Origin of the sequence: Allomuricauda sp. CAU 1633 (assembly GCF_017313225.1) — a bacterium.
In the GTDB taxonomy this organism is placed as follows: domain Bacteria; phylum Bacteroidota; class Bacteroidia; order Flavobacteriales; family Flavobacteriaceae; genus Flagellimonas.
The window spans coordinates 66,157-89,787 of sequence record NZ_JAFLNE010000004.1 but is presented as its reverse complement, the minus strand read 5'-3'; the positions used below and the strand labels follow the sequence as shown (position 1 = coordinate 89,787).

The 23,631-nt window shown below is 42.0% G+C and carries 18 protein-coding genes; 12 read left to right on the top strand and 6 right to left on the bottom strand.

From position 1 onward, the window contains the following. The first annotated feature begins 44 nt into the window (after positions 1 to 44). From J0X14_RS12485 to J0X14_RS12475, 3 genes are all read left to right on the top strand, one after another. The gene (locus J0X14_RS12485) at positions 45 to 2,828 is read left to right on the top strand and encodes a metalloprotease (protein WP_207098470.1); all 2,784 of its coding nucleotides are present in this window, start codon (positions 45 to 47) and stop codon (positions 2,826 to 2,828) included. A 161-nt stretch (positions 2,829 to 2,989) separates the two neighbouring features. Next, complete coding sequence (locus tag J0X14_RS12480) at positions 2,990 to 5,401, top strand: thiamine pyrophosphate-dependent enzyme (protein WP_207098132.1); 2,412 nt, start codon at positions 2,990 to 2,992, stop codon at positions 5,399 to 5,401. Positions 5,402 to 5,505: 104 nt separating this feature from the next. Then, a complete protein-coding gene (locus tag J0X14_RS12475; RefSeq protein ID WP_207098131.1) occupies positions 5,506 to 5,883 on the top strand; it encodes a DoxX family protein in 378 nt (125 codons plus the stop codon). A 2-nt stretch (positions 5,884 to 5,885) separates the two neighbouring features. Here J0X14_RS12475 and holA read toward each other — a convergent pair whose 3' ends face one another. Beyond that, a complete protein-coding gene (gene holA / locus J0X14_RS12470) occupies positions 5,886 to 6,887 on the bottom strand; it encodes a DNA polymerase III subunit delta (protein ID WP_207098130.1) in 1,002 nt (333 codons plus the stop codon). A gap of 28 nt (positions 6,888 to 6,915) precedes the next feature. On the opposite strand from holA, the gene J0X14_RS12465 reads away from it, so the two are divergent. The 3 genes from J0X14_RS12465 to J0X14_RS12455 all read left to right on the top strand — a co-directional run bounded on the left by J0X14_RS12465 (position 6,916) and on the right by J0X14_RS12455 (position 9,341). Continuing rightward, positions 6,916 to 7,362: a type I restriction enzyme HsdR N-terminal domain-containing protein gene (locus J0X14_RS12465; protein WP_207098129.1), complete on the top strand. Its 447-nt coding sequence runs from the start codon at positions 6,916 to 6,918 to the stop codon at positions 7,360 to 7,362. 12 nt (positions 7,363 to 7,374) lie between these two features. Next, positions 7,375 to 8,376 carry a glycosyltransferase family 2 protein gene (locus J0X14_RS12460; RefSeq protein WP_207098128.1) on the top strand — a complete coding sequence of 334 codons (1,002 nt, stop codon included), beginning with the start codon at positions 7,375 to 7,377 and terminating at the stop codon, positions 8,374 to 8,376. Between the two features lie 95 nt (positions 8,377 to 8,471). After that, the gene (locus J0X14_RS12455) at positions 8,472 to 9,341 is read left to right on the top strand and encodes an OmpA family protein (protein WP_207098127.1); all 870 of its coding nucleotides are present in this window, start codon (positions 8,472 to 8,474) and stop codon (positions 9,339 to 9,341) included. Between the two features lie 50 nt (positions 9,342 to 9,391). On the opposite strand, the gene J0X14_RS12450 is transcribed toward J0X14_RS12455, so the two are convergent. Next, positions 9,392 to 10,012 carry an L-threonylcarbamoyladenylate synthase gene (locus tag J0X14_RS12450; RefSeq protein ID WP_207098126.1) on the bottom strand — a complete coding sequence of 207 codons (621 nt, stop codon included), beginning with the start codon at positions 10,010 to 10,012 and terminating at the stop codon, positions 9,392 to 9,394. A 220-nt stretch (positions 10,013 to 10,232) separates the two neighbouring features. Between J0X14_RS12450 and J0X14_RS12445 the strand changes: the two genes are divergently transcribed. Beyond that, positions 10,233 to 10,928: a hypothetical protein gene (locus J0X14_RS12445; RefSeq protein ID WP_207098125.1), complete on the top strand. Its 696-nt coding sequence runs from the start codon at positions 10,233 to 10,235 to the stop codon at positions 10,926 to 10,928. Between the two features lie 13 nt (positions 10,929 to 10,941). Here J0X14_RS12445 and J0X14_RS12440 read toward each other — a convergent pair whose 3' ends face one another. Both J0X14_RS12440 and J0X14_RS12435 read right to left on the bottom strand, forming a co-directional pair. Further along, positions 10,942 to 13,176, bottom strand: a complete 2,235-nt coding sequence (locus J0X14_RS12440) for a hypothetical protein (protein WP_207098124.1) — start codon at positions 13,174 to 13,176, stop codon at positions 10,942 to 10,944. Between the two features lie 150 nt (positions 13,177 to 13,326). Then, positions 13,327 to 15,660, bottom strand: coding sequence for an ATP-dependent helicase (locus J0X14_RS12435; protein ID WP_207098123.1), 2,334 nt, complete (start codon positions 15,658 to 15,660; stop codon positions 13,327 to 13,329). Between the two features lie 142 nt (positions 15,661 to 15,802). Between J0X14_RS12435 and J0X14_RS12430 the strand changes: the two genes are divergently transcribed. From J0X14_RS12430 to J0X14_RS12410, 5 genes are all read left to right on the top strand, one after another. Beyond that, positions 15,803 to 16,342 carry a DsrE family protein gene (locus J0X14_RS12430; protein WP_207098122.1) on the top strand — a complete coding sequence of 180 codons (540 nt, stop codon included), beginning with the start codon at positions 15,803 to 15,805 and terminating at the stop codon, positions 16,340 to 16,342. A 13-nt stretch (positions 16,343 to 16,355) separates the two neighbouring features. Then, positions 16,356 to 17,624: an amidohydrolase gene (locus J0X14_RS12425; protein WP_207098121.1), complete on the top strand. Its 1,269-nt coding sequence runs from the start codon at positions 16,356 to 16,358 to the stop codon at positions 17,622 to 17,624. Between the two features lie 2 nt (positions 17,625 to 17,626). Continuing rightward, positions 17,627 to 19,186, top strand: coding sequence for an FMN-binding glutamate synthase family protein (locus J0X14_RS12420; protein ID WP_207098120.1), 1,560 nt, complete (start codon positions 17,627 to 17,629; stop codon positions 19,184 to 19,186). A gap of 51 nt (positions 19,187 to 19,237) precedes the next feature. Continuing rightward, positions 19,238 to 20,011: a hypothetical protein gene (locus J0X14_RS12415; protein WP_207098119.1), complete on the top strand. Its 774-nt coding sequence runs from the start codon at positions 19,238 to 19,240 to the stop codon at positions 20,009 to 20,011. Between the two features lie 75 nt (positions 20,012 to 20,086). Continuing rightward, the gene (locus J0X14_RS12410) at positions 20,087 to 20,608 is read left to right on the top strand and encodes a hypothetical protein (RefSeq protein WP_207098118.1); all 522 of its coding nucleotides are present in this window, start codon (positions 20,087 to 20,089) and stop codon (positions 20,606 to 20,608) included. A 1-nt stretch (position 20,609) separates the two neighbouring features. On the opposite strand, the gene J0X14_RS12405 is transcribed toward J0X14_RS12410, so the two are convergent. After that, positions 20,610 to 21,524, bottom strand: coding sequence for a patatin family protein (locus J0X14_RS12405; protein ID WP_207098117.1), 915 nt, complete (start codon positions 21,522 to 21,524; stop codon positions 20,610 to 20,612). Further along, positions 21,521 to 23,608 (bottom strand): M1 family metallopeptidase, encoded by a 2,088-nt coding sequence (locus J0X14_RS12400; RefSeq protein ID WP_207098116.1) that lies wholly within the window; start codon positions 23,606 to 23,608, stop codon positions 21,521 to 21,523. Before J0X14_RS12400 ends, J0X14_RS12405 begins: the two co-directional genes overlap by 4 nt. Positions 23,609 to 23,631: the final 23 nt, after the last annotated feature.

Below are 23,631 nucleotides of genomic sequence, written 5' to 3'. Positions count from 1 at the left end.
TGAATATCCACTCTACCCCGCTTAAAATATCACTGCTCTTTTATATGCTTTGTACCTCACTATGGGGTCAGCATAAGAATGAGCTTACGGTAGAATTGGATGGAAGTGATGTTAAGATTACCCAGAAATTCACCTATGTCAATCAATCCAACGAAGGGCTTTCGGTATTGTATTTTAATGATTGGAACCATGCCTATTCCAATAAGAATACAGCTTTAGCTAAACGCTTTGCAGAAGAATTCAACCGCAGTCTCCATCTGGCCAAAGACCGGGAAAGGGGTTTTACCAACATTAAAACCATAGTAGCCCATGATTATGCTGGGTTAGATTGGAAACGTTTGGACAACAGGGATATTATTGCCGTGACCTTGAATGAGGTGCTACAGCCGAACGACTCCATTCAACTATTCTTTACCTATACACTACAACTCCCAGACCCCAAATTTACTTCCTATGGTTTTGCGCCAGGTTTTGGCTACAACTTAAAAGACTGGTACCTAACTCCTGCGGTATATGATGGAGAATGGAGACTATATGACAATATAAATCTGGATGACCTATACACTGGGGTTACAGAAACCTCCATAAATCTTAATTTTCCAGAACAATTACACCTCTCAACCAATTTTAGGGAGTCCAACATTACAAAGTTTCCAGGGGGGCAACACGTTCAGCTTAGTGGCACTGACAGGAAAAGTTGCGAGATCATCCTAACTCCCATCGATTGGTTCACCAAACATCGCATTGGAAATGTAACGGTCACCACCGATTTGGATTCCAATAAATATGATGAAATATATCAAGGCATTTCCATCAGCAAAATTGTCCACTTTTTACAAGAAAATTTGGGTGAATACCCACATGGCAACTTATTGGTAAGTGAATTTGACTACAGTAGATCTCCCCTGTATGGCGTTAACCAACTGCCTTCATTTATTCGTCCTTACGAGGAGCAGTTCCAGTTTGAGATGAAATTCTTAAAAACTGCCATTCACAGTTATTTGCAGGAAACCCTGTTCCTGAATCCAAGAACCGAGCGCTGGGTAAATGATGCCATTGGATACTATCTGATGATCAAATATGTGGAAGATTATTATCCTGATCAGAAATTGGCCGGGAAGCTTTCCAAAATTTGGGGCATTAAAGGATTCCATTTGGCCCAAATGGATTTTAATGAGCAATATGCCATGTTCAGCATGTTATCTGCCCGTAAAAATATTGATCAGGCACTGACCACCCGCAACGATTCCCTTATAAAGTTCAATGAGAAAATCGCGAATGGCTATAAAGCTGGACTTGGCATGTCATACTTGTCAGAATATCTTGGGGAGAAAAAGATAGATAGCAGCGTTACGACATTTTATAAGAATTTTAAATTGGAACCAAAAGTGTCTGCTTCGGATTTCAGAAAAACCATTGAACAGTTTGCAAATAAAGATGTGGACTGGTTTTTTGAAGAATACGTTGCCACAGATAAAAAAATTGATTTCAAAATCAAAAAAATCGAAAAGACCGAAGACTCCATCTCTTTGACCATTAAAAACAAGCGAGGCACCAATGTTCCCATTTCGCTCTTTGGCCTTCAGAAAGATTCAGTAGTCTCACACTATTGGTTTTCAGATATTGATACCTCCAGAACAGTGACCATTCCTCTAAATGGTGAAGATCGCATGGTGCTCAACTATGATCAAAAAATCCCTGAGTTCAACCAACGAAACAACTGGAAGACCCTTAATGGTTTTTTTTCGAGCAATAAAAAACTGAAGTTTCAATTTTTTAAGGATACGGAAGACCCTTATTACAATCAGGTTTTCTACGTGCCCATTGTCAATTTCAACATTTACGATGGGGTTACTCCAGGCATACGAATCTATAACAAGACCTTTTTGGAAAGGCCGTTCCAATATGATATTTCGCCTACCTATTCCTTTTTGGAACGCACCATGGTAGGAAGGGCCAGCTTCAGGTACCGAAAATACCATAACAAAACTGGGCTTTATGCATCCAATTATTCCATTTCAGGGTCTACGTCGCATTTTCAGGTGAATTCGCGTTTTTCAACCCTTACCCCGGCCGTGAGCTTTGGTTGGAGACCCAATGATCTCTTGTCCAACCGAAGACAGACATTGCTTTTTCGCTATAGAAATGTGTTTAGGAGTATCGACGAAAACATTGCGGATGAGATAGACACCGACCCTGACTACAATGTGCTGAATGTACGTTTCACCGATGTGGACAACAACATTCTAAACTATAAATCTTGGTTTTTGGATGCACAGCATTCCAGTGATTTTACCAAACTTGTCTTTGAAATGGAATACAGAAAACTATTTCAAAGTAACCGCCAGTTGAATTTCAGGTTTTTTGCCGGGAAGTTCCTTCGGAACAAGACCGAATCTGATTTTTTTAGTTTTGCATTGGATAGACCTACCGATTATATGTTTGACCTGGCCTATTTGGGGAGGTCCGAAAGTTCTGGGATTTACAGCCAACAAATTATCATTTCTGAAGGAGGCTTCAAATCCAAATTGGAGAATCCATTTGCCAATGATTGGATTGCAACCGCCAATGCCAGTACCAATATTTGGAGGTGGGTTGAAGCCTATGGCGATCTTGGCTTTATAAAAAGTAAAGGAACGGATGCACGTTTTGTGTACGATTCTGGGATTCGTTTGAATTTGGTCACCGACTATTTTGAGCTTTACTTCCCGGTTTATTCCAATAATGGGTGGGAGATTGCCCAAGATAATTACGGACAACGTATTCGTTTTATTGTTACCCTCAGCCCCAGGACATTGGTGGGCTTGTTTACCCGAAAATGGTTTTAGTGTTATTATATTCTCAACAAAATAGCATTTTAAGACCCTTTATTTTACATATTTATTCTAAATAGTTCATTTTTTTATCATATTGTTAATTTATTAACAAGGTTTCGTATTGCGAATCTGAATGTATTTTAGTAATTTCGCAGAAATCCAGAATGACCTACATGAAACCTGACCCAAGTACGAGCAACGACATTTCCTTTGCAGACTTTCAATCGCAGATTCTTCAAGATTATGAGACCGCAGTCACAAGCAGGGAATGTAGTTTGATGGGCAGGCGCGAGGTACTTTCTGGAAAGGCCAAGTTTGGGATTTTTGGAGATGGAAAGGAACTTCCCCAATTGGCCATGGCAAGAGCTTTTCAAGATGGAGATTTTAGAAGCGGCTACTATAGGGACCAAACCTTTATGATGGCGCTGGGCTATCTAAATCCCAAGGAATTCTTTCACGGACTATATGCCACCACCGATTTGGAAAAAGAGCCCATGAGTGCCGGAAGGCAGATGGGTGGGCATTTTGTGACCCATAGCCTAAACGAGGATGGTTCTTGGAAAGACCTTACCAAACAAAAGAACAGCAGTGCCGATATTTCCTGTACAGCCGGTCAGATGCCAAGACTGGTAGGACTGGCCCAAGCTTCAAAAATATATAGAAACGTAGAAGGTATTGACCAAACCAACTTCTCCAACAATGGAAATGAGGTGGCTTGGGGCACCATTGGGAACGCAAGTACCAGTGAAGGTCACTTTTTCGAAGCCCTCAATGCCGCAGGTGTTATGCAAATTCCCATGGTCATTTGCATTTGGGATGATGAATATGGTATTTCTGTTCCATCTGAATATCATACTACAAAAGGGAATATTTCTGATGCCCTAAAAGGTTTTCAGCGCGATGAAGACCAAGAAGGCTTTGAAATATTGAAAATTAAAGGATGGGATTACACCGGACTTATCCACGCGTTTGAAAATGCCTCAGATATTGCAAGGGAGAACCATGTTCCCGTGATGATTCACGTTACAGAATTGACCCAACCCCAAGGGCACTCCACTTCAGGCTCCCATGAGCGGTACAAATCACCGGAACGTTTGGAATGGGAACGGGAAAACGACTGTAACAAACGATTCAGGGAATGGATCTTGGAAAACGGTATCAGTACCGAAGAGGAACTCAAGAAATTGGAACGTGAAATCAAACATAAGGTGCGTTCCGCCAAAAAAGAGGCATGGACAGAGTTTCTGAAGCCACATCTTCAAGCTAAAAAACAGCTTGTGCAATTGTTGGACCAAGTAGCGGGCAAGAGTCCCAATCGTTCCTTCATCACAAAAATCAAAAACGACCTAATCGCCATTGAAGAGCCCTTAAAAAAGGATTTAGCTTCCAAATCCCGAAGCGCACTTCGGTATCTTTTGGGAGAATCAAACCCAGAAAAGGAACAACTTCTGCAATGGATCAATATTTTTTTGGACAGCACCCAACCCAAGTACAGCTCCCATTTGTACAGTGAATTGCCCAATAAAGCCACAAAAATCACTTCGGTTTTGCCAAACTATCCCGAAAATGCGGAAGAAGTGGATGGCCGAATCATTCTCCGCGATAATTTCGATGCCCTTTTCTCAAAATATCCAGAAGCTTTGGTATTTGGAGAGGATACCGGTAACATCGGAGATGTAAATCAAGGGCTGGAAGGGCTTCAAAAAAAATACGGCGAGTTGCGGGTAGCCGATACGGGGATTAGGGAAAGTACCATTATTGGACAAGGTATTGGACTTGCATTAAGAGGTTTGCGTCCCATCGCTGAGATTCAATATTTGGATTACATCCTCTACACCATTCAAACGCTCAGCGATGATCTTGCATCACTCATGTACCGAACTGTTGGGAAACAAAAAGCACCGTTGATTGTTCGTACACGAGGGCACCGACTGGAAGGGATTTGGCATTCCGGGTCGCCCATGGCTGGATTGATAAGTTTGCTGCGGGGTATGTATATCTTAGTCCCCAGAAATATGACCCAAGCGGCTGGTTTTTACAATACACTGATGAAAAGTGACGAACCTGCCATAATCATAGAGAGTCTGAACGGGTATCGACTTAAAGAGCAAAAACCCGCCAATCTTGGGGAGTTCTGTACGCCCATTGGTCAAGTGGAAACCTTGAAAGCAGGTACGGACATTACCCTACTCTCCTACGGCTCTACACTGCGAATTGTGGAAAAGGTGGCACAAGACCTTTTGGAAGTAGGCATTGATGCCGAGGTGATTGATGCGCAATCCCTCTTACCTTTTGATTTAAGCCATGATGTGGTAAAAAGCTTGAAAAAAACCAACCGACTCTTGATTGTGGACGAGGATGTTCCTGGAGGTTGTTCAGCTTATTTGTTACAGGAAATCCTTGAAATCCAAAAGGGATATCGCTTTCTGGACAGTGCTCCACAAACCCTTACTGCAAAAGCGCACAGACCAGCTTATGCCTCAGATGGCGATTATTTTTCCAAACCCAACGCCGAAGATATTTTTGAAAAAGTATATGAAATCATGCACGAGGCGGACCCCAACTCCTATCCAGCACTCCGTTAATTGATTTTCAACGAAAATATCAATTCATAACCATATTTGGTCAATTATTTTTACGTTGGTTACGACATAATTCATACTTTCACGTGAATTAAAAATTCCCCTACATGAAAAATAATGCTCTAGTCCACTTGGGATTGGCCATACTTCGGATAGTGCCTTCCGTATTTATGATCACCCATGGATACCCCAAACTTCTTAAACTTATCAATGGAAATACCGAGTTTGCCAACCCTTTTGGCATTGGTCAGGCCCCTACCCTTTTTTTAACTGTCATTGCTGAATTTCTATGCCCAATTTTAATGATTATCGGATTTAAAACGAGATGGGCCGCAATTCCAACCGCTTTTACCATGTTTATCGCTGCTTTTGTAATTCATGGCGCAGACCCCTTTGGTACAAAAGAAAAAGCTTTACTTTTTTTCGTGGTGTTCTTGGTCGTTTTCTTGTTGGGACCCGGCAAATACAGCGTGGACAAAAGGTAATCTTAGAGTATTTCTGTAAGCAGTTCCTTGAGCAACTCAGATTGGGCCATATTATTGGCTCCCACCCCTTTACCTTTCAAATCCAACTGCCGTAAACTTGAAATGATTCCGCTAACCCGTTTCATGGGATAATTTCTGGCAGCAACCGTGTATTCCTTCACAAAATAAGGGTTAACCCCCAGCACCTTGGCCACATTTCCAGGGGAATGGTCACTCAACCCATGGTATTGCAATAATTGGGTAAAGAAAGTGTTCAGCAAGGTTACTGTCACCACAAAAGGATTATCCTTGGGGTTTTGGGCAAAGTAATCAATGATTCGGGAAGCCTTCCCCACGTTCCGTTCCCCAATGGCTTTCTTGAGCTCAAAATTGTTGAAATCCTTACTAATCCCAATATGCTGCTCTATCAATTCTGGGGTAATCTCTGTAGACGAAGGAACCACTAACATCAATTTAGTAAGTTCATTGTTGATTTTGCCCAAATCCGTTCCCAAAAACTCCACAAGCAACACACAGGCCTTAGGGGAAATCCTATAACTTTTGCTGCTCAATGTCCTTCTAATCCACTCAGCCACCTGGTTTTCGTACAGCTTCTTACTTTCAAAAAGTTCCCCGTGCTTTTGAACAGCTTTGTATAACTTCTTGCGCTTATCCAGCTTCTTGTACTTGTAACACATCACCAAAACCGTGGTCGGTTGCGGATGCTCCACATAAGCGGTTAAATTTTCAATGGTTCGGGACAAATCTTGTGCTTCTTTTACAATGACCACCTGGTGCTCGGCCATCATTGGAAAACGTTTGGCATTGGCTATCACTTCATCAACAGAAGTATCGCGACCGTAAAGCACCATTTGGTTAAATCCCTTCTCATCCTCAGTGAGTACATTATCCGAAATATATTGCGAAATCTTATCTATATAATACGGCTCTTCCCCCATTAAAAAGTAGATGGGCTTCGGTTTTCCCGAATCAATTTCTGCTACTATTTCCTTTACCTTGTCCATTCCGAAAAAAATTCATCAATTTTGTTCAATGCAAGCCTTGAACTTTCCCAAGTATTCGTTCCGAATCAAAAATAGCCAAAATAGGCACTACATTTTTGACGGTATCCGCAAAAAGTTTGTTTTACTTCAGCCGGAAGAATGGGTGCGCCAGCATGTGGTTCATTTTCTGGTCTTCACAAGAAATTATCCCAAGAGCCTTATCAATGTGGAAAAGCAATTGCTGGTGAATAAAATGAAAAAGAGATATGATGTTGTGGTCTTTAATCCTGATGGCTCCATTTTTCTTTTAGTGGAGTGCAAAGCCCCGGGAGTGACTATTGACCAATCCACATTTGACCAAATAGCTCGCTACAATTATGAGTTGCAGTCCAACTATTTAATGGTGACCAATGGCATGGAACATTACTATTGCCAAATGGACCATGCAAATGAAAAATACACGTTTTTGAAGGATATTCCTGATTTTAGCCGTTAATTTGCCCTCGTTTTGAAAATCGCCATAGTCATACTCAACTGGAATGGGGAATCCTTGCTGAAACAGTTCCTTCCCTCGGTCATGGCCCACTCTAAAGGTGCCGATATTTATGTAGTGGACAATGCCAGTACTGATGGCTCCATTGCTTTCTTGAAAAAGGAATATCCAGAAATCGGGATTGTACAAAATCTAGAAAATGGAGGCTTTGCCAAAGGCTATAATGATGGGCTAAAACATATTAAGGCCGATGTTTTCTGTTTGTTGAACTCCGATGTTGAAGTGTCCGAAAATTGGTTGGAACCTATTCAAGAAGCGTTTAGCAACTCTCCTGATGTAGCCATTATCCAGCCCAAAATCTTGGACCTAAAGAACAAGGACTGTTTTGAATATGCCGGAGCAGCAGGAGGTTTTATTGATATGTTGGGGTATCCGTTTTGCAGGGGCCGAATCTTTCAGGCTTTGGAAAAGGACGAAGGTCAATACGATGACACCACCGAAATTTTCTGGGCGACTGGCGCATGTATGTTTATTAAACGTGACATTTTTAATTCCCTCGGAGGGTTTGACGAGGATTATTTTGCCCACCAAGAAGAAGTGGACCTCTGTTGGAGAGCCAAAAATGCCGGACACAAAGTGCTTTATGTCGGGAAAAGCCATATCTACCACTTGGGAGGTTCAACGCTGAGCAACATGAATCCCAAAAAGACGTTCCTCAATTTTAGAAACTCCCTGTATTCCATCACTAAAAATCTACCCAAAAGAAAAGCATTTCCCATTATCCTCTTTCGATTGTTGTTGGATGGCATTGCAGCTTTGCGTTTTGTTTTTCAATTGAAGTTTGCACATTGTTGGGCCATTCTGCGTGCGCATATCAGTTTTTATGGTAACTTTAGGAAACTTTATAAGAAGCGGGAAAAAGCTAATTTTATATTAAAGTACCATACCACGACATCCATAGTGTGGTCTCATTTCGTAAATCAAGTGAAGAATTTTAACATTTTAGTAAAAGATTAACTATGCCACAATATGGACATTTTGCTTTTTATCTAATTTTGGTTGAAATTTTAACTTTTGATATATCTAACAATCCTTAAATTATACCCTGAACTATGAAAAAAGTTTTTCTAGGAACATTGGCCATGGCCGTTTTATTATCATCATGCGTATCCCAAAAAAAATACGCTGAGCTTGAAGCCAAACAGAAAGAAACCCAAGATTTATTGAATTCTGCAACCGTTAAGCTTAACGACTGCTTGGAAGAAAAAGCTACAGCAGATTCAAGACTGCAAACCCTCGAAGATCAAAACGCATTTTTGAAAGCGAACAACCAAGAACTCATCAACAATATGGGTAACTTGACCACGCTTACCACTAAAGGTGCCGAGAATCTTGAAAAATCATTGGAAAGTCTTAAAGAAAAAGACCTTACTATCAGAAAATTGCAAGACGCCGTTACCCGAAGAGACTCTGTAAACCTTTCTTTGGTACAGAGCTTAAAAGGTGTATTGGGCAACTTGGATGATGAAGACATCGAAATCAGCGTTGAAAAAGGTGTGGTTTTCGTATCCATCTCTGACAAATTGTTGTTCAGAAGCGGAAGCTACAACGTAACCAATGCTGCTAAAGAAGTATTGGGCAAAGTGGCCAAAGTAGTGAACAACAAACCTGATTTTGAATTTATGGTTGAAGGTCATACCGATAACGTACCTTACAGAAGTGGTGTGCTATTGGATAACTGGGATTTGAGTGCCAAAAGAGCAACATCCGTTGTTCGAATACTTCAAAACGATTTTGGTGTAGATCCTGCCAGAATGACTGCTGCTGGACGTAGCTACTACATTCCATTGGTTAGCAATGATACTTCTGCAGACAGAGCCAAAAACAGAAGAACCCGTATCGTGGTACTTCCAAAAATTGACCAATTCTACAATATGATTGAAGAAGGTATGAAAGATCCTGCCATCGGCGGAGGTCAATAAGACTTGCTGAACATATACTGAAAGCGGCCCAAAAGGCCGCTTTTTTTATGTCAAAATATTTCTAAGTCTCCTTTTCCTTCACGGACTACTTCGGGGATACCTTCCGAGAGGTCAATGACCGTTGAAGCCACATTGTCCCCATAACCGCCATCAATCACCACGTCAACCAAGTTTTGCCATTTTTCAAAAATCAGCTCTGGATCTGTGGTGTATTCCAAAATATCGTCTTCATCATGAATGGAGGTAGAAACGATGGGGTTGCCCAACTCTGTTACTAAAGCTCTGGCGATTGCATTGTCCGGAACCCGTATCCCTACCGTCTTTTTCTTTTTAAAATCCTTTGGAAGATTATTATTTCCTGGTAAAATAAACGTATACGGCCCTGGCAATGCTCGTTTTAAAATCTTAAACGTTGAAGAATCAATTTGACGAACGTAATCCGATAAATTGCTTAAATCGGCACAAACAAAAGACCAATTTGCTTTTTCCAGCTTCACCCCCTTTATGCGGGCAATACGTTGCAATGCCTTGGAATTGGTAATATCGCACCCGAGCCCATACACGGTATCCGTAGGATAAATGACAAGCCCGCCCTTCCGGAGCACATTGCCAATCTTTTCAATCTGCCTCGGGTTCGGGTTTTCCTCATACAATTTTATGAACTCTGCCATCCTTTTTACCAATACCCTACAAAGTAAAGAAGATTACGTGCATTGTTCATGATAGAAGTCAAGAGAAAATGTTAAAAACATCCAGTGGAGCCAACTTTTTTCAATTATCACATCTCCAGCAAAAAAGGGAATACATCAATCCAGAGCGGTCATTCGTGTATTTGCAGTGTTCCCCATGGAATTTAATCCGCAGTTTTGTGAAACAATCACTCAATAGTAAATGAGACGGTACCCCAAAAAAAATATTGCCATTTTGTTCTTGCTTCAAGTTTTTTTGAGCTGCTCCCTGCATAACAACAAAAAGAACAATCAAAATGAAGGCCTTACCAATGGCAAAGCCCTTGTTGACCATTTGGATAGTTTATTTGATGCGCTGCAAAGCAAAAAAGCGACTGACACGAATTTTCAAGAAGCGGTCGTGAACATCAATGAAAACATTAGGCAATCCATTGAACACAATGTAACCAATCCTGATTTTTTGAAGGAAATCCAGACCTACTTCCCACGTAAAAAACATGATTTTTCATTTCTTCTTTCTGAGGATGAAAAATTTGGAGTCATCTCTTGGTCCACGCGGAAAAAGGAGTTTCCAATCAAAAACATTGCATTTTATGAAAGTGGAGACGGGTTTGCACCCACATCCCTGTATGGCAATCCAACTTTATATGACCAATTGGATATGATTCATGACGGTTCTTCGGGAATGCCCATCTACATCCTTGGCGGGTTGAAGGACACCACAGCCACTACACACCAGTATCATTTAAGTGCCTATATTATTCGAAAAGATGGCATTGAGGAGTCTTATATTTTTCCCAATGGCGAAAGCTCCATCACAGTACACTGTCCCGAAAATAAACCTGAAGCCTGTTTAGCCATTGAAAACAAAGCCCTGTATGCTGCCATTGCTCAGTAAACCTTGATTTTTATTACAAATGACTTGGTTTCTCCCCCATTTCACTCTGACCATAAACCCCTATATCATCAACCACCACCACACCCAGGGAGTCTTTGTCAAATACCAAGCTGATGGCTTTCAACTTGCTTATATCCAAATTACTGTTCTTGGTGAAATGCGATATCGGTACATAACAACTCTTTAGCTGTACTTCCCAATCGTTACCAATCATTTCCTTATCCAAAAACTTGAATTTGGTAAACTTACTCTTAATGGGCGCAGGTAAAACAGTGGTGCTGGCCAAATCAACGGAGGCCCTATTGCCCACACTATCTTTTAGGACGATGCTAAAGTTGAATCCCATTCCTGAAAAATCCTTTTCTTTCTCCTTTAGGTCCAGTTCGGATATATCTCCGACTCCAACCGATAACGCCAAGGTACCAATAGCGCTAAAATCCTTTAAAGTTTCTGGTAGGTGAATATGATATTGCGGCAGGGAATCCTTTCCTGACTTACTTCCATATTTCCATCCCAAAACCAGCGCGTTGTTTTGCTGTTCTTCGTTATCTCTAGATGTAAGTCCTTCTTCCTGCCATATTTTAAAATTCTCCGCACTAATCTGCACGTTTTCTTTACCAGTGGTCACATCAATGTCATCCTCAAAATCCACCAGTATTTTTTTTGAAGCATCCGCATATTGACTCAAATAAGTTTCTTTGGGTAACCAATCCGTTATGCCGTCCACACTTTTAAAAACGTTTCTATACTTCTTTTTGCCATTCAATACGGCTTCCACAAAAGCACTAACGTACACTTTGGCCATCTGACGCTGGTCTTCACCAGAAACCAAGGGTGTTAAGTTCAACAACCATTTCATCGGTGCTCCAAAATCAGAACGACCCCAGGTGGAATTGAACTGCCCATGGTTGGCATGATTCATATACACCCCTGCCTTAAATCCATCAAAATCATCCGTAAATTTTAGTCGATGATAGGGTCGCATCCCCCAAAAGCTCACCTCATCCGAGTCGTAAGCGCCCTGTAGTGACAAATAGTTAATATCTTTCAAAGTGATTTCCCGATCATACCGATAATCAGTCGGCGCAATCGAGATGACTCCTTTAATCCCAAAATCAAAATTGAAGATTTCTTGAGCATTATCTGGAAATCGTTTCAGTGTATTGAAAGCAGCTGCGATGGAGACAGCCTCCCCTCCCCGGGAATGACCAACCAACACAATATTGTCCATATCCACTTTTCTAGCTAAATCAGCATTATTACCGTCGTTCCAGTTTTTCCATTGTTCCAAATGCTTTAATAAAAGCCATGCTCTTGCGGGCATTTCTTTGCCCCTGAAATCCCCTGACCAATGGGCGTTGATGAAATTTTCATCCACAGAAACAGCAATTGAACCCCTGCTGGCCAACAATTCCCCGAGATACGCATAACCTGCATCAGAATAATCTATCATACTATGGTTACCATGCACCATAAGCACCAATGGAAAAGGGCCATCCCCCTTGGGCATATACACACGTCCATTCAATGGAAAATTTTCCAGCCCAAAACCCCAGAATTTCTCTCGCCACTTTTTCTTTTTGCCCTTCCAATCTGGTAATATTCTAGAGGCATCAACAGTAGATGTCTTTATTTTGACCCCCTCAGCATATTCTGGTCTTTTCTTATCCGTTCCACTTCCATAGGTAAAAACTTCCACTTCAAAAGAACCCTTTTGGGAGGGGTCTTTCACTCCCATTTCTGAAAGCATGGCGATGTTTGAGTTTATTTCTGTCTCGACCTTCCCTTTGACATATGGGTCACCATCCAGACTATTGAAGCCATACATCCCCAACACTACAATTGCAAGGGAAGCGACGATCATAATCCAACCTGATTTTCCATTCTTCCCACTTTTGGCTTTTTTCAAACCCAAAATGAGCAGCACACAACACATAAAAATCCATAAAGCCAAAAGATAGAACAACAATGAAGGCCAGCGAAAAGCAAAGTTTCTTAAAATGACCAAGGCCAGCAAACCACTCAAAAATGTCGTTAGAAGCCCTATGGATATTTTTTTGAACAAGGGTTTGGCCAAGGAAATAAGTAGCTTCAGGCCGATTAGGATAACAATGCCAATGATAATGCCCAGAATCATTCCCATTATTGGTGGAAATCCAAGTTCAAAATGAAAACCTGAGATTCCAAAAAGCACTACAATCAGTAAAGTGGCGGCCAGAAAAATGGGGTCAGAGAATAATTTTTTCATAGGGGGTTTGGTATGGTATTCAAAACGTAATTCGTCCTGAATTTAAACAATTTTTCACCCTCTCATCCTCTTGGGAAACTATTTTATGTCATCCCTAATCTGAAGTAAGTTTGATTAAGAGAAAATATTTTAAATGCAATTAAAATTAGTTTATGCATTATCAATGACCTCCAGCTTGGCAAAACGGAGCAGTAGTTTTTTCATGCCGCCTTGCTCGAAATGGATTTCAGCTTTTTTGTCATTCCCCACCCCTTCAATCTTGAGCACCTTGCCCCTTCCAAAACGCGTATGGTTCACCAAAACGCCCTCGGTCAAGTTGGAATCGATGGTGTTATTGTTTGTAGTTGACGAAGAGAGTTCTGGTTTTAACTTCCTTAGTTTCCGCAGCTGTTGTTCGTTGGGTCTTTGAGTACTGGGCGGCGTTCCGCTTTTGGGTTTTATCTGGCGTAGCTTACTTTTGTCCACTTCTCCAAAAATATCGGCATTGATCATGGATTTGTATCGATATCCATCGTTTACAGGAGTCAGATTTTCTACATATTGCTCATCAATTTCTTCCAAAAACCGACTGGGCTCGGCATCAATCAGTTTGCCCCATCGGTAGCGATTTTGGGTATAGGTAAGCGTAGCTTGTTTTTCTGCCCGTGTTAAAGCCACATAAAACAATCGCCGTTCTTCTTCCAGTTCGCTACGGGTGTTCATGCTCATGGCTGATGGGAAAAGGTCCTCCTCCATCCCCACCACATACACATACGGAAACTCCAAACCTTTGGCCAAATGGATGGTCATCAAGGCCACACGGTCATCATCCCCTACCTCTTTGTCCATATCCGTAGCCAGGGCTACGTCCTCTAAAAACTCGGTCAGGCTACCAGTGGCATCCGCCAACTCTTTTTGCCCTTCCACAAAATCCTTGATTCCATTCAAGAGTTCCTCAATGTTTTCCATTCTGGCAATACCCTCTGGGGTGCCATCTTTTTTGAACTCCAACAACAATCCCGTTTTTTTGGACACATGTTCTGCCAAGGTGAACGCATCTGCACCCTCGTTCATGATTTGGAAACTCTTTATCATGGTCACAAAATCACCCAGTTTACGTTTAGTTCCCGCGTTGATATTCAGGTTGAGTTTATCCAAATGCTCCATCACCTCAAAAATGGACCGCCCATACCCATTGGCTGCAACAACCAGTCGGTCTATGGTGGTTTGCCCAATACCTCGTGCCGGAAAGTTGATAACCCGTTTTAAGGCCTCCTCATCTTTCGGGTTGACAATCAACCGTAAATAGGCCAATACATCCTTGATTTCCTTCCGCTGATAAAATGAAAGTCCTCCATAAATACGATACGGAATATCCCTTTTCCGAAGCGCATCTTCAATGGATCGCGATTGTGAGTTGGTTCGATACAGCACAGCAAAATCTCCATTTTGCAGCTGTTCCTGCATTTTCATTTCAAAAATGGAGCCCGCCACATATCTTCCTTCTTCGGCATCAGTTGGACTTCTGTGGATTTTTATCTTATGGCCCTCATCATTGGAAGTCCAGACCACTTTTTCCAACTGATCGCGGTTCTTTGCGATGATGGAATTGGCTGCTTTGACAATATTTTGGGTTGACCGGTAGTTTTGTTCCAATCGGTATACGGCCACATCATCATAATCTCTCTGAAAATTGAGAATGTTGCTAATGTTCGCCCCGCGGAACGAGTAAATACTTTGCGCATCATCTCCCACAACACAAATATTCTGGTAGCGGTCCGACAATGCTTTTACAATCAAATATTGGGAATGGTTGGTATCCTGGTACTCATCCACCAAAATATACCGGAACCTATCCTGATACTTCATCAAAACCTCTGGAAAACGGGTCAATAGCTCATTGGTGCGCAGCAGAAGGTCATCGAAATCCATGGCGCCAGCCTTAAAGCAACGATCTACATAATTCTTGTAAATCTCTCCCATTCTGGGTCGTTTGGCCATGGCGTCAGCTTCCACCAATTCAGGATTCTGGAAATAGGCCTTGACCGTAATCAAGCTATTTTTATAGGATGAAATTCGGTTCTGAATCTGTTTATATTTATAAATATCCTTGTCCAGCCCCATCTCTTTAATGATGGCTGCAATCAAACGTTGGGAATCTTGGGTATCATAAATGGTGAAATTGCTGGGGAAGCCCAATTTATCCCCATCATAACGCAACAATTTGGCAAATACGGAGTGAAAGGTCCCCATCCAAAGGTTCTTGGCTTCTGAATCTCCAACAATGGAGGCAATCCGTTTTTTCATCTCGCGGGCCGCTTTGTTGGTAAAGGTCAATGCCAAAATATTAAAGGAATCCACTCCTTGGTTCATCAAGTGGGCAATTCGGTATGTCAAAACCCGGGTCTTCCCAGAACCGGCGCCCGCAATCACCATCAAAGGCCCATCCTTGTGCAATACAGGGGCCCGCTGCGCATCATTCAATTCATCCAAAAAAGTACTCAAAGGCTCGGATTTTTATAAAGTAGGTGTGAAATTAGCCAATAATGCCCTTATGCTAAAATCAAGCTTTCAATATTTATAAACACGAAGCAGTTCTGATTCTAAATTGAATTGAATATATTTAACCCCACAAGTCTTTTTATTGATGAAATACAGCCATTCCCCCCTAATACTATGCGCATTTTTCAGTCTTTTTGCCATATCACAAGAAAAAAAGGCAGGCCCCATCATAGAAAATTATGGTGAAGTATTTGCGGTTGAGAAACCTGATTTCAAAACCGATGTCACTCAGGAGTTCAAAGTTGTTTTTGATGTGTCCGTTGGGCCAGATTCCCATGAAGAAATCAACAAAAGAATAGAGACCGCAGCCCGTTTTTTAAACATGCATGCCCAAAATGGGGTGCCTGTCTCGCAATTAAAGGCCGCTTTGATCATTCATGGGTCGGCCACGACCAATATCATGAACAATGAGGCGCATGAAAAACGGTTTGGCGTGCCCAATCCCAATGCAGAAATGTTACAAAACCTTGTGGATAATGGAGTAGAAATCATCCTTTGTGGTCAATCCTCAAATGCACGAAATGTCCCAAAGGAAGACCTCATTCCAGGGGAAAAAATAGCCCTTTCGGCCATGACAGCCCTGATTCAATTGCAAAATGACGGATACCGTCCAATGAAATTATAACTAACTCAATATTATGAAGAAAATTCTAGCCCTTACACTACTCACAATCGGCACATCCATCCATGCACAAGACTTAGGAAAAGATATTGCTGCGGTGGAATCCAAAGTGGTCGAATGGAGGCGTGATATCCACCAAAATCCTGAACTCAGCAACCGCGAATTCAAAACAGCCGAAAAAATTGCCAGCCATTTAAAGTCCTTGGGGATTGAAGTGCAAACGGGAGTGGCTCACACAGGAGTGGTTGGAATCCTAAAAGGCAATAAACCTGGAAAAGTAGTAGGACTTAGAGCTGATATTGATGCACTACCTGTTGCTGAACGCAACGACCTCCCCTTTAAATCCAATGTGACCTCAGAATTTTTGGGAAAAGAAGTTGGAGTGATGCACGCCTGTGGTCATGATACCCACACTGCCATTTTAATGGGTGTGGCCGAAGTGCTCTCAAAAAACAAGGACAAAATCAAAGGAACGGTAAAATTCATTTTCCAACCTGCTGAAGAAGGCCCTCCTCCAGGAGAAGAAGGTGGCGCCAAATTAATGGTGAAAGAAGGGGTGCTCACCAATCCTGATGTGGATGCGATTTTTGGATTACACATCAATTCACAAACCCCCATTAACACCATTAAATACAAACCAGGAGGTGCTTTGGCATCCGCACAGCGTTTTGTAATCAATGTAAAAGGAAAGCAAACCCACGGTTCCCAACCTTGGGCCGGTGTTGACCCCATTTTAATCAGTTCCAAAATCATTGATGGGCTCCAGACCATTATCAGCAGGGAAACTGAACTGACCAATGAAGCTGCCGTTATTTCCGTTGGAAAAATTACCAGCGGGGTTCGCTTTAACATTATCCCGGAAAGTGCTGAACTAATTGGCACCATCCGAACCTTGGATTACGATATGCAGAAAAAGTTGAATAATCGAATGCTGGAAATGGTTCCCGCCATTGCCAAAGCCTACGGCGGGGATGCCGATATTGAAATTACCACATCTACGGCCATAACCTTCAACGATTTGGATTTGACCTCTAAAATGGTCCCTAGTTTGGAAAAAGCCGCTGGAAAAGAGAATGTTTCCATCCATAAAGCGGTTACCGGCGCGGAGGATTTTAGCTATTTTCAAGAAAAAGTGCCCGGACTCTTCTTTATTTTAGGAGGAATGGCGCCCGGTACAACTGAATCGTTTCCGCACCACACCCCGGATTTTAAAATCGATGATAGCGGGTTATTGTTGGGGGTAAAAGCGATGACCCAGCTCACTTTGGATTATTTGAACATGTAAGAATGGATTCCATTTTGGATTTTTTGGGTGACGTTCCTTGGTGGGTGTGGATATTGATTTTCCTGCTCATCGTTGCCATTCGGGATATCTTTTTCCAAAAGGCCCATACCATAAGTCATAATTTTCCCATTGTGGGACATTTAAGGTATTGGTTGGAAAGCATAGGGCCTGAAATGCGGCAGTATTTTGTGGCCAACAACCGCGAAGAACTCCCTTTCAATCGTATTGAACGAAGTTGGATTTACGCTTCGGCCAAAAAAGAAAACAATTACGAAGGTTTTGGTACGGATAGGGATATTTATGCCCACCAGCACATTTTCGTGAAAAATGCCATGATCGGATATAAACTTCCTGAAGGACATCCTAATGTTAAAGATCACTGTTTTGTTCCTTGTGCCAAGGTCATTGGAGGGTATAACAAGCGCAAAAAACCGTACCGCCCCGCTTCCATCATCAATGTATCTGCCATGAGTTTCGGTTCTTTGTCCGCTGCTGCGGTGGAGTCCCTCAACAAAGGGGTTGAAAAGTGCGGAGCCTACCATAACACAGGCGAAGGAGGTCTTTCCCCCTATCACAAACAAGGTGGAGATGTTATTTTCCACTTTGGAACTGGATATTTTGGGGTGCGTAGTCGAGATGGAAACTTCTCCATGGAAAAAATGAAAATCTTGGTGGATGAAAATCCCTGCATCAAAGCAATAGAAATCAAGCTATCGCAAGGTGCCAAACCCGGAAAAGGCGGAGTTTTACCCGGGGCCAAAATCACCCATGAACTAGCCGAAATACGAGGTGTTGAAGTGGGAAAGGATGTTATTTCCCCTCCCACCCACAAGGCGTTCAGTACCATTCCTGAGCTTTTGGAACTGATAGAAGCGATTGCAGAAGAAACTGGACTACCCGTTGGCATTAAAGGTGCCATTGGAAAATTGGACCAATGGGAAGAGTTGGCCAATTTGATGAAAAAAACTGGAAAAGGGCCCGATTTCATCACCATTGATGGTGGTGAAGGTGGTACCGGAGCGGCACCTCCCAGTTTTGCAGACCATGTCTCGCTGCCCTGGACGTATGGGTTTACGTCTGTTTATAAAATATTTAAGGACATGGGGCTCACGGAACGCATCGTTTTTATCGGAAGTGGAAAATTAGGATTCCCGGCCAAAGCAGCGATGGCTTTTGCGATGGGTGCGGACTGTATCAATGTGGCTCGGGAGGCCATGATGAGCATTGGGTGCATTCAGGCGCAGGTATGTCATACCAATCGCTGTCCCTCTGGTGTGGCTACCCAGAGCAAATGGTTACAGAAAGGTATCAACGTACCCTTAAAATCAGACCGATTGGCTCAATATTTCAAAACCTTCCGCAAAGAGTTATTGGAGATTACAAACGCAGCAGGGTATGAACATCCTTGTCAATTTAAGATGAGTGACATTCAGGTGAATGTGGATGATGACTATCTCAGCAGCGACCTTGAGGCTGTTTATGGTTATAAAAAACCAGAGGTCCCTTTCTCTTCCATGCAAGAACTTTATGATTGTTCCCACTTAGGAGGTAAGTCAATTTGAAAAAAACATTATACTTTAGCTTCAAATTTGAATCATCAAATATTACTACTTATGAATAAAATGTTACTCCCCATAGTTTTGCTTTTTGTTGCCACTTCGGCTTTCGCCCAAAGAAAGAGCAATTTAATTGCCGAAATCGATGACCTAAAGTCAAAAATTTCTGAAGTTGAACAGGAATTGGCCAAGGCCAAACGGGAAATCTCATCCAGTAATGCCAAGGCAGAAACCCTTGAAGTGGAAAACGTTGGCTTACGCGATGCCAATGCCACTTTGCTCGGAAACTTGAGCAATTTCTCGGAGCTTTCCAAGCAGAACTCTAATAATGTGAACAGAGCCATGGAAGCCTTGGCTAGAAAGGAAAAACAATTGAGCGGCATAAACGACATGATATCCGCCAACGATTCAACCGCCATTGTTTCCTTAACCCGTATCAAGCAAACCTTGGGTGAAAATGCCAATGTGAGTGTCGCTGAGGGCACCATTGTAATTTCAAGTAGCCTGAACAATCTATTTGGTTCTGATACTTCTTCAGAATTGACCGAAACTGGTAAGGCATGGCTTGCCAACGTGTCCAAAGTAATTTTGGCCAATCCTAATTTCAAGGCTGAAGTTGAAGGTCTGAACATCACCGGTGAATTCGGCCCTACTTTTGACCAAGTGACTTCAGTATCCAAAGAATTGGTAGGCACTTTGGGCGTTCCTAGTGAGAGTGTCACTATCTCTGCTAAAGACGGAAACTTCAAGGAAGGCGTAAATATCAAATTACAACCTGATTACAAAGGATTTTATGCCAAGGCCAAGGAAAGTGCCAAAGCAGCTCGATAAGATTGTAGGTATAAATACTTTTTGCAGCTTTGGTTCGTTCTTGTTGTGTAAAATCAACAAAAACCAAACTATCCTATGAGTGGAGATGACATCCTTCAGCTTTTTGCGTATTTAATGCCCGCCGTTGTAACCGGGGCCGTTGCCTTTTATTTTTTTCGATTGCACACCCGGAACGAAGATGACCGTAGACGCTTTCTTTTGCACAAAGATGCCCAGGCTGAGACACTTCCCGTTCGACTTCAAGCGTATGAGCGTATGGCGCTGTTCTTGGAACGTATTGCCATTAACAGTCTTGTGGTGCGCGTGGCTCCCAAGGGAAAAAGCAAAAGGGATTACGAGAATTTATTGATCAATCAGGTTGAAACGGAGTTTGAACACAATCTTTCCCAGCAGATTTACATGTCTGAAGAGTGTTGGAACATCATCAAGGCAGCTAAAAATGCTACCATTCAGATTATCCGCTCGGCAGGGATGAGCCAAACAGATTCTCCAGATAAATTGCGGGAGGACATCCTCAATCAGACCATGGAGAAACAATCCCCTTCCAATACGGCTTTGGCTTTTGTAAAAAAGGAAGTGAGCGAACTTTGGGATTAACCTATTCCTGAATTTCCGGTTGAATTGGACTGGTTTCTTCGTTCTTATTTTTCGCATAGAGATAGCCTCTTTTCCACCATAAGGTCATTCGCTCCTTATTGAAAATCAACGAATTTGTGGTCAATACCGTAGGGGTGTAGTAGAAATTGATGATAGCATCTTTCTGGTTGGCCACTAGTTTTCCAATTCTAATGTTTTGGTTCTCAATCCGGTCCAACATAAAGCCAAAAATGGTAGTGATCAAATCAAACGGATTTTTGGTGGACATACGGTTTAAGTGGTTCACTTCGGTGTGTAAAACCACCACATCTACCTCTGTTGCTCCCCGGCTTAAGGCTTCTTCAATGGGGACTAGAGTACCAAGTCCTCCATCGGCATATTCACATCCATTCTTTTTGGCCAAACTCATAAATGGGGTGTAGTTGGAGGAAATCCAAATCCAATCACAGAATTCTTCATAGGTGCACTCGTTAATGGATTTATATTCCACTTGGTTCAACGACAGATTGGATACGGTCACCACTACGTCCATCGCACTTTTCTTCAATTCCTCAAATTCGGCTACGGTTATGGATTCACGAATAAGTTTGCGCAAATTCTCACTCTCCCCAAACGTTTTTTTGCCGCGGATAAAATTCTTTACAACATTCCAATGGTTAATCGCAATGATTTCAACACCATGCTTTTTCTTAATCAAAAAGGGGCAGTTGTTAAAAATACTATCTTGATTTACCGAAGAGTAGATTTCCTTGATTTTATCCAACTTGTTGAGCGCCAAATGCGAAATCAAAAGGCTTCCTGTGGAGGTACCTACAAAAATATCGTATTTGTGTTGGGCTTCTTGAATCAAAAACTGTGCAACACCACCTGCAAAAGCACCCTTGCTCCCACCGCCTGAAATGACCAATGCCCTCATTTACCCAAAGTTTTGTCCAAATATTGTTGTTCTTCTTGATTTAGCAATGGATAAAGGGCCTTTAATCGTGCCATGCTGCCCTCACTCTTTAAAAACTCCTTTAAAATTTGTCGAGATGACTTTTTAAAATGCCACACATGATGGCTACAGGCCTCTACCAAGTTCCGTAAAGAAGCATCATTGAAACCTCCGATGCTTTTGAGGTATTGGAATGCCAACAATCGCACCTCAAAATGAAATTCTGAACTGGTATAATTGCTCAATTCTTCATAATAGTTAGGCTTCAAATCTGGATTATACTCTGGAGTCACCAGTGCCAAGGTTAACCAAAGTAGTCGCATATTTTTATTGGAAAACCCGATGATTCCATCTGTCTGGTCTAAGTACTTCTTCCGGCTTTCCGGGAAATCAGTCCAAAGCTTATACAATGCCGATTCCAAAGTGATATAACTCTCATCCTCCAACAGGGTTTCAAAGTTTATCTGAATGTTTTGCGCTATTTTCTCGGTAGATAATGCCAATGCTTGACGCACTTTTAGGTTCTCGGTGCTCAGCAATTTGGAAATTGCAGGCGTAGAAAGCTTGTTGCCATAATCCAAAATCAATTGATGCCTTAGTTGTTCTGATTCCAAGCTATTCCATTTTGCTTGTAAAATAGTCTCTGCTGATTCCAAATTGTCTCCAATCTGGTCTTGCAATTCAAAATAGGTTTTGATGGAAGGACTTTTTTCCATTAAAAAGGTTTTAACCGCCTCAAATGGAAATTCCGATTCTTGAAGCCACATCTCTTCAAAATCCGGAAGTTTCATGCCCGAAGCTTTCTCCATTTCCCACATAAAATCTGGAATGGTAACGTTTTTAAAGGCATACTTGTCCAAATAATTCTTGGTGCCTTGCTTGAAATTGGCGTCCCCCACCCTTTCTTTCAACATCACCAAGGCCCAAGCTCCTTTTTCATAAAACGTAAGACTACCAGCACTCGAGTTAGTGAGTGCTTCTCCATTGCCCTCACCGGAGAAATTGGCCAAAGCTTGAGCTGTCTCCAATAAATGCCAATAGTAGTATTCATCACCGAAAATGTCTTTTTCAGCCAAATAGGCATAGAAGGTGGCGAAACCCTCATGCAACCAATGGTGGGCACCGCTCTGCTCTGTCACCAAATTTCCGAACCACTGGTGGGCCAACTCATGCGCATTGACATTTACGTAGTTTTTGTCTTTGAACGCGATGGAATCCACAACAAGGGTATTGGAAAAAATGGTAGCTCCCGTATTTTCCATGCCGGCATATAAAAAATCCTGAACCGGAATTTGTTTATAGTTCTGCCATGGATAGGGCACCCCTATCTCCTTTTCTAAAAAATCAAAAATATGCTGAGTGTAGCGATACGTGGGCTCAACTTTTAGGCTGTCTTTGGGCTCATAATTCAACTCAATAGGTACTCCAGAGGTGGAATGGAAGGTCTCCTTTTCAAAATTGCCAATGACAAATCCCAACAAATAACTGCTCATGGGTTTTCTCATATCAAATATCCAAGTGTGTCTGTCATTCCAATTTTCCCCACCATTTATTAGCTTACCGTTAGCTATTACAGCTAAATCTTTCCTAGTTGTAATCCCCAAATCAAATTCTACCTTCTCCGTCATATCATCAAAGCTGGGTAACCAATGACTTGTATACTTACCCTGCCCTTGGGTCCAGATTTGTTCGTTTCCCGCAACAACATCATCCCAACCCAAGAAATAAACTGTTTGTTTTGGTTGAGCATTATAGCTCAAGTCAAGTTGGTGCGAATCTCCCTTTTTAAATTTATTTTGAATTATGATACTCTTGTTGGTATTCGTATAAGATGTTGATTTGCCATCAAGTTCAACCTTGGAAAAGGTCATATTATGGGCATCCAAAAAAATGGAATCCACTTCCTTAAGCACTTCAAACGTATAGGTTACCGTCCCTTTTATTTTCTTTTCCTGTGGAATGGGTTCGACAAAAACTTCCGCTCGGATAAAATCTACCTTATCCTGAACCTGGGCGGAAAGCAACTGTGCGAGAAGAAAAAAAACAAGAAATGGGGTTCGCTTCATACCGTCATACTATCAAAAGTCCT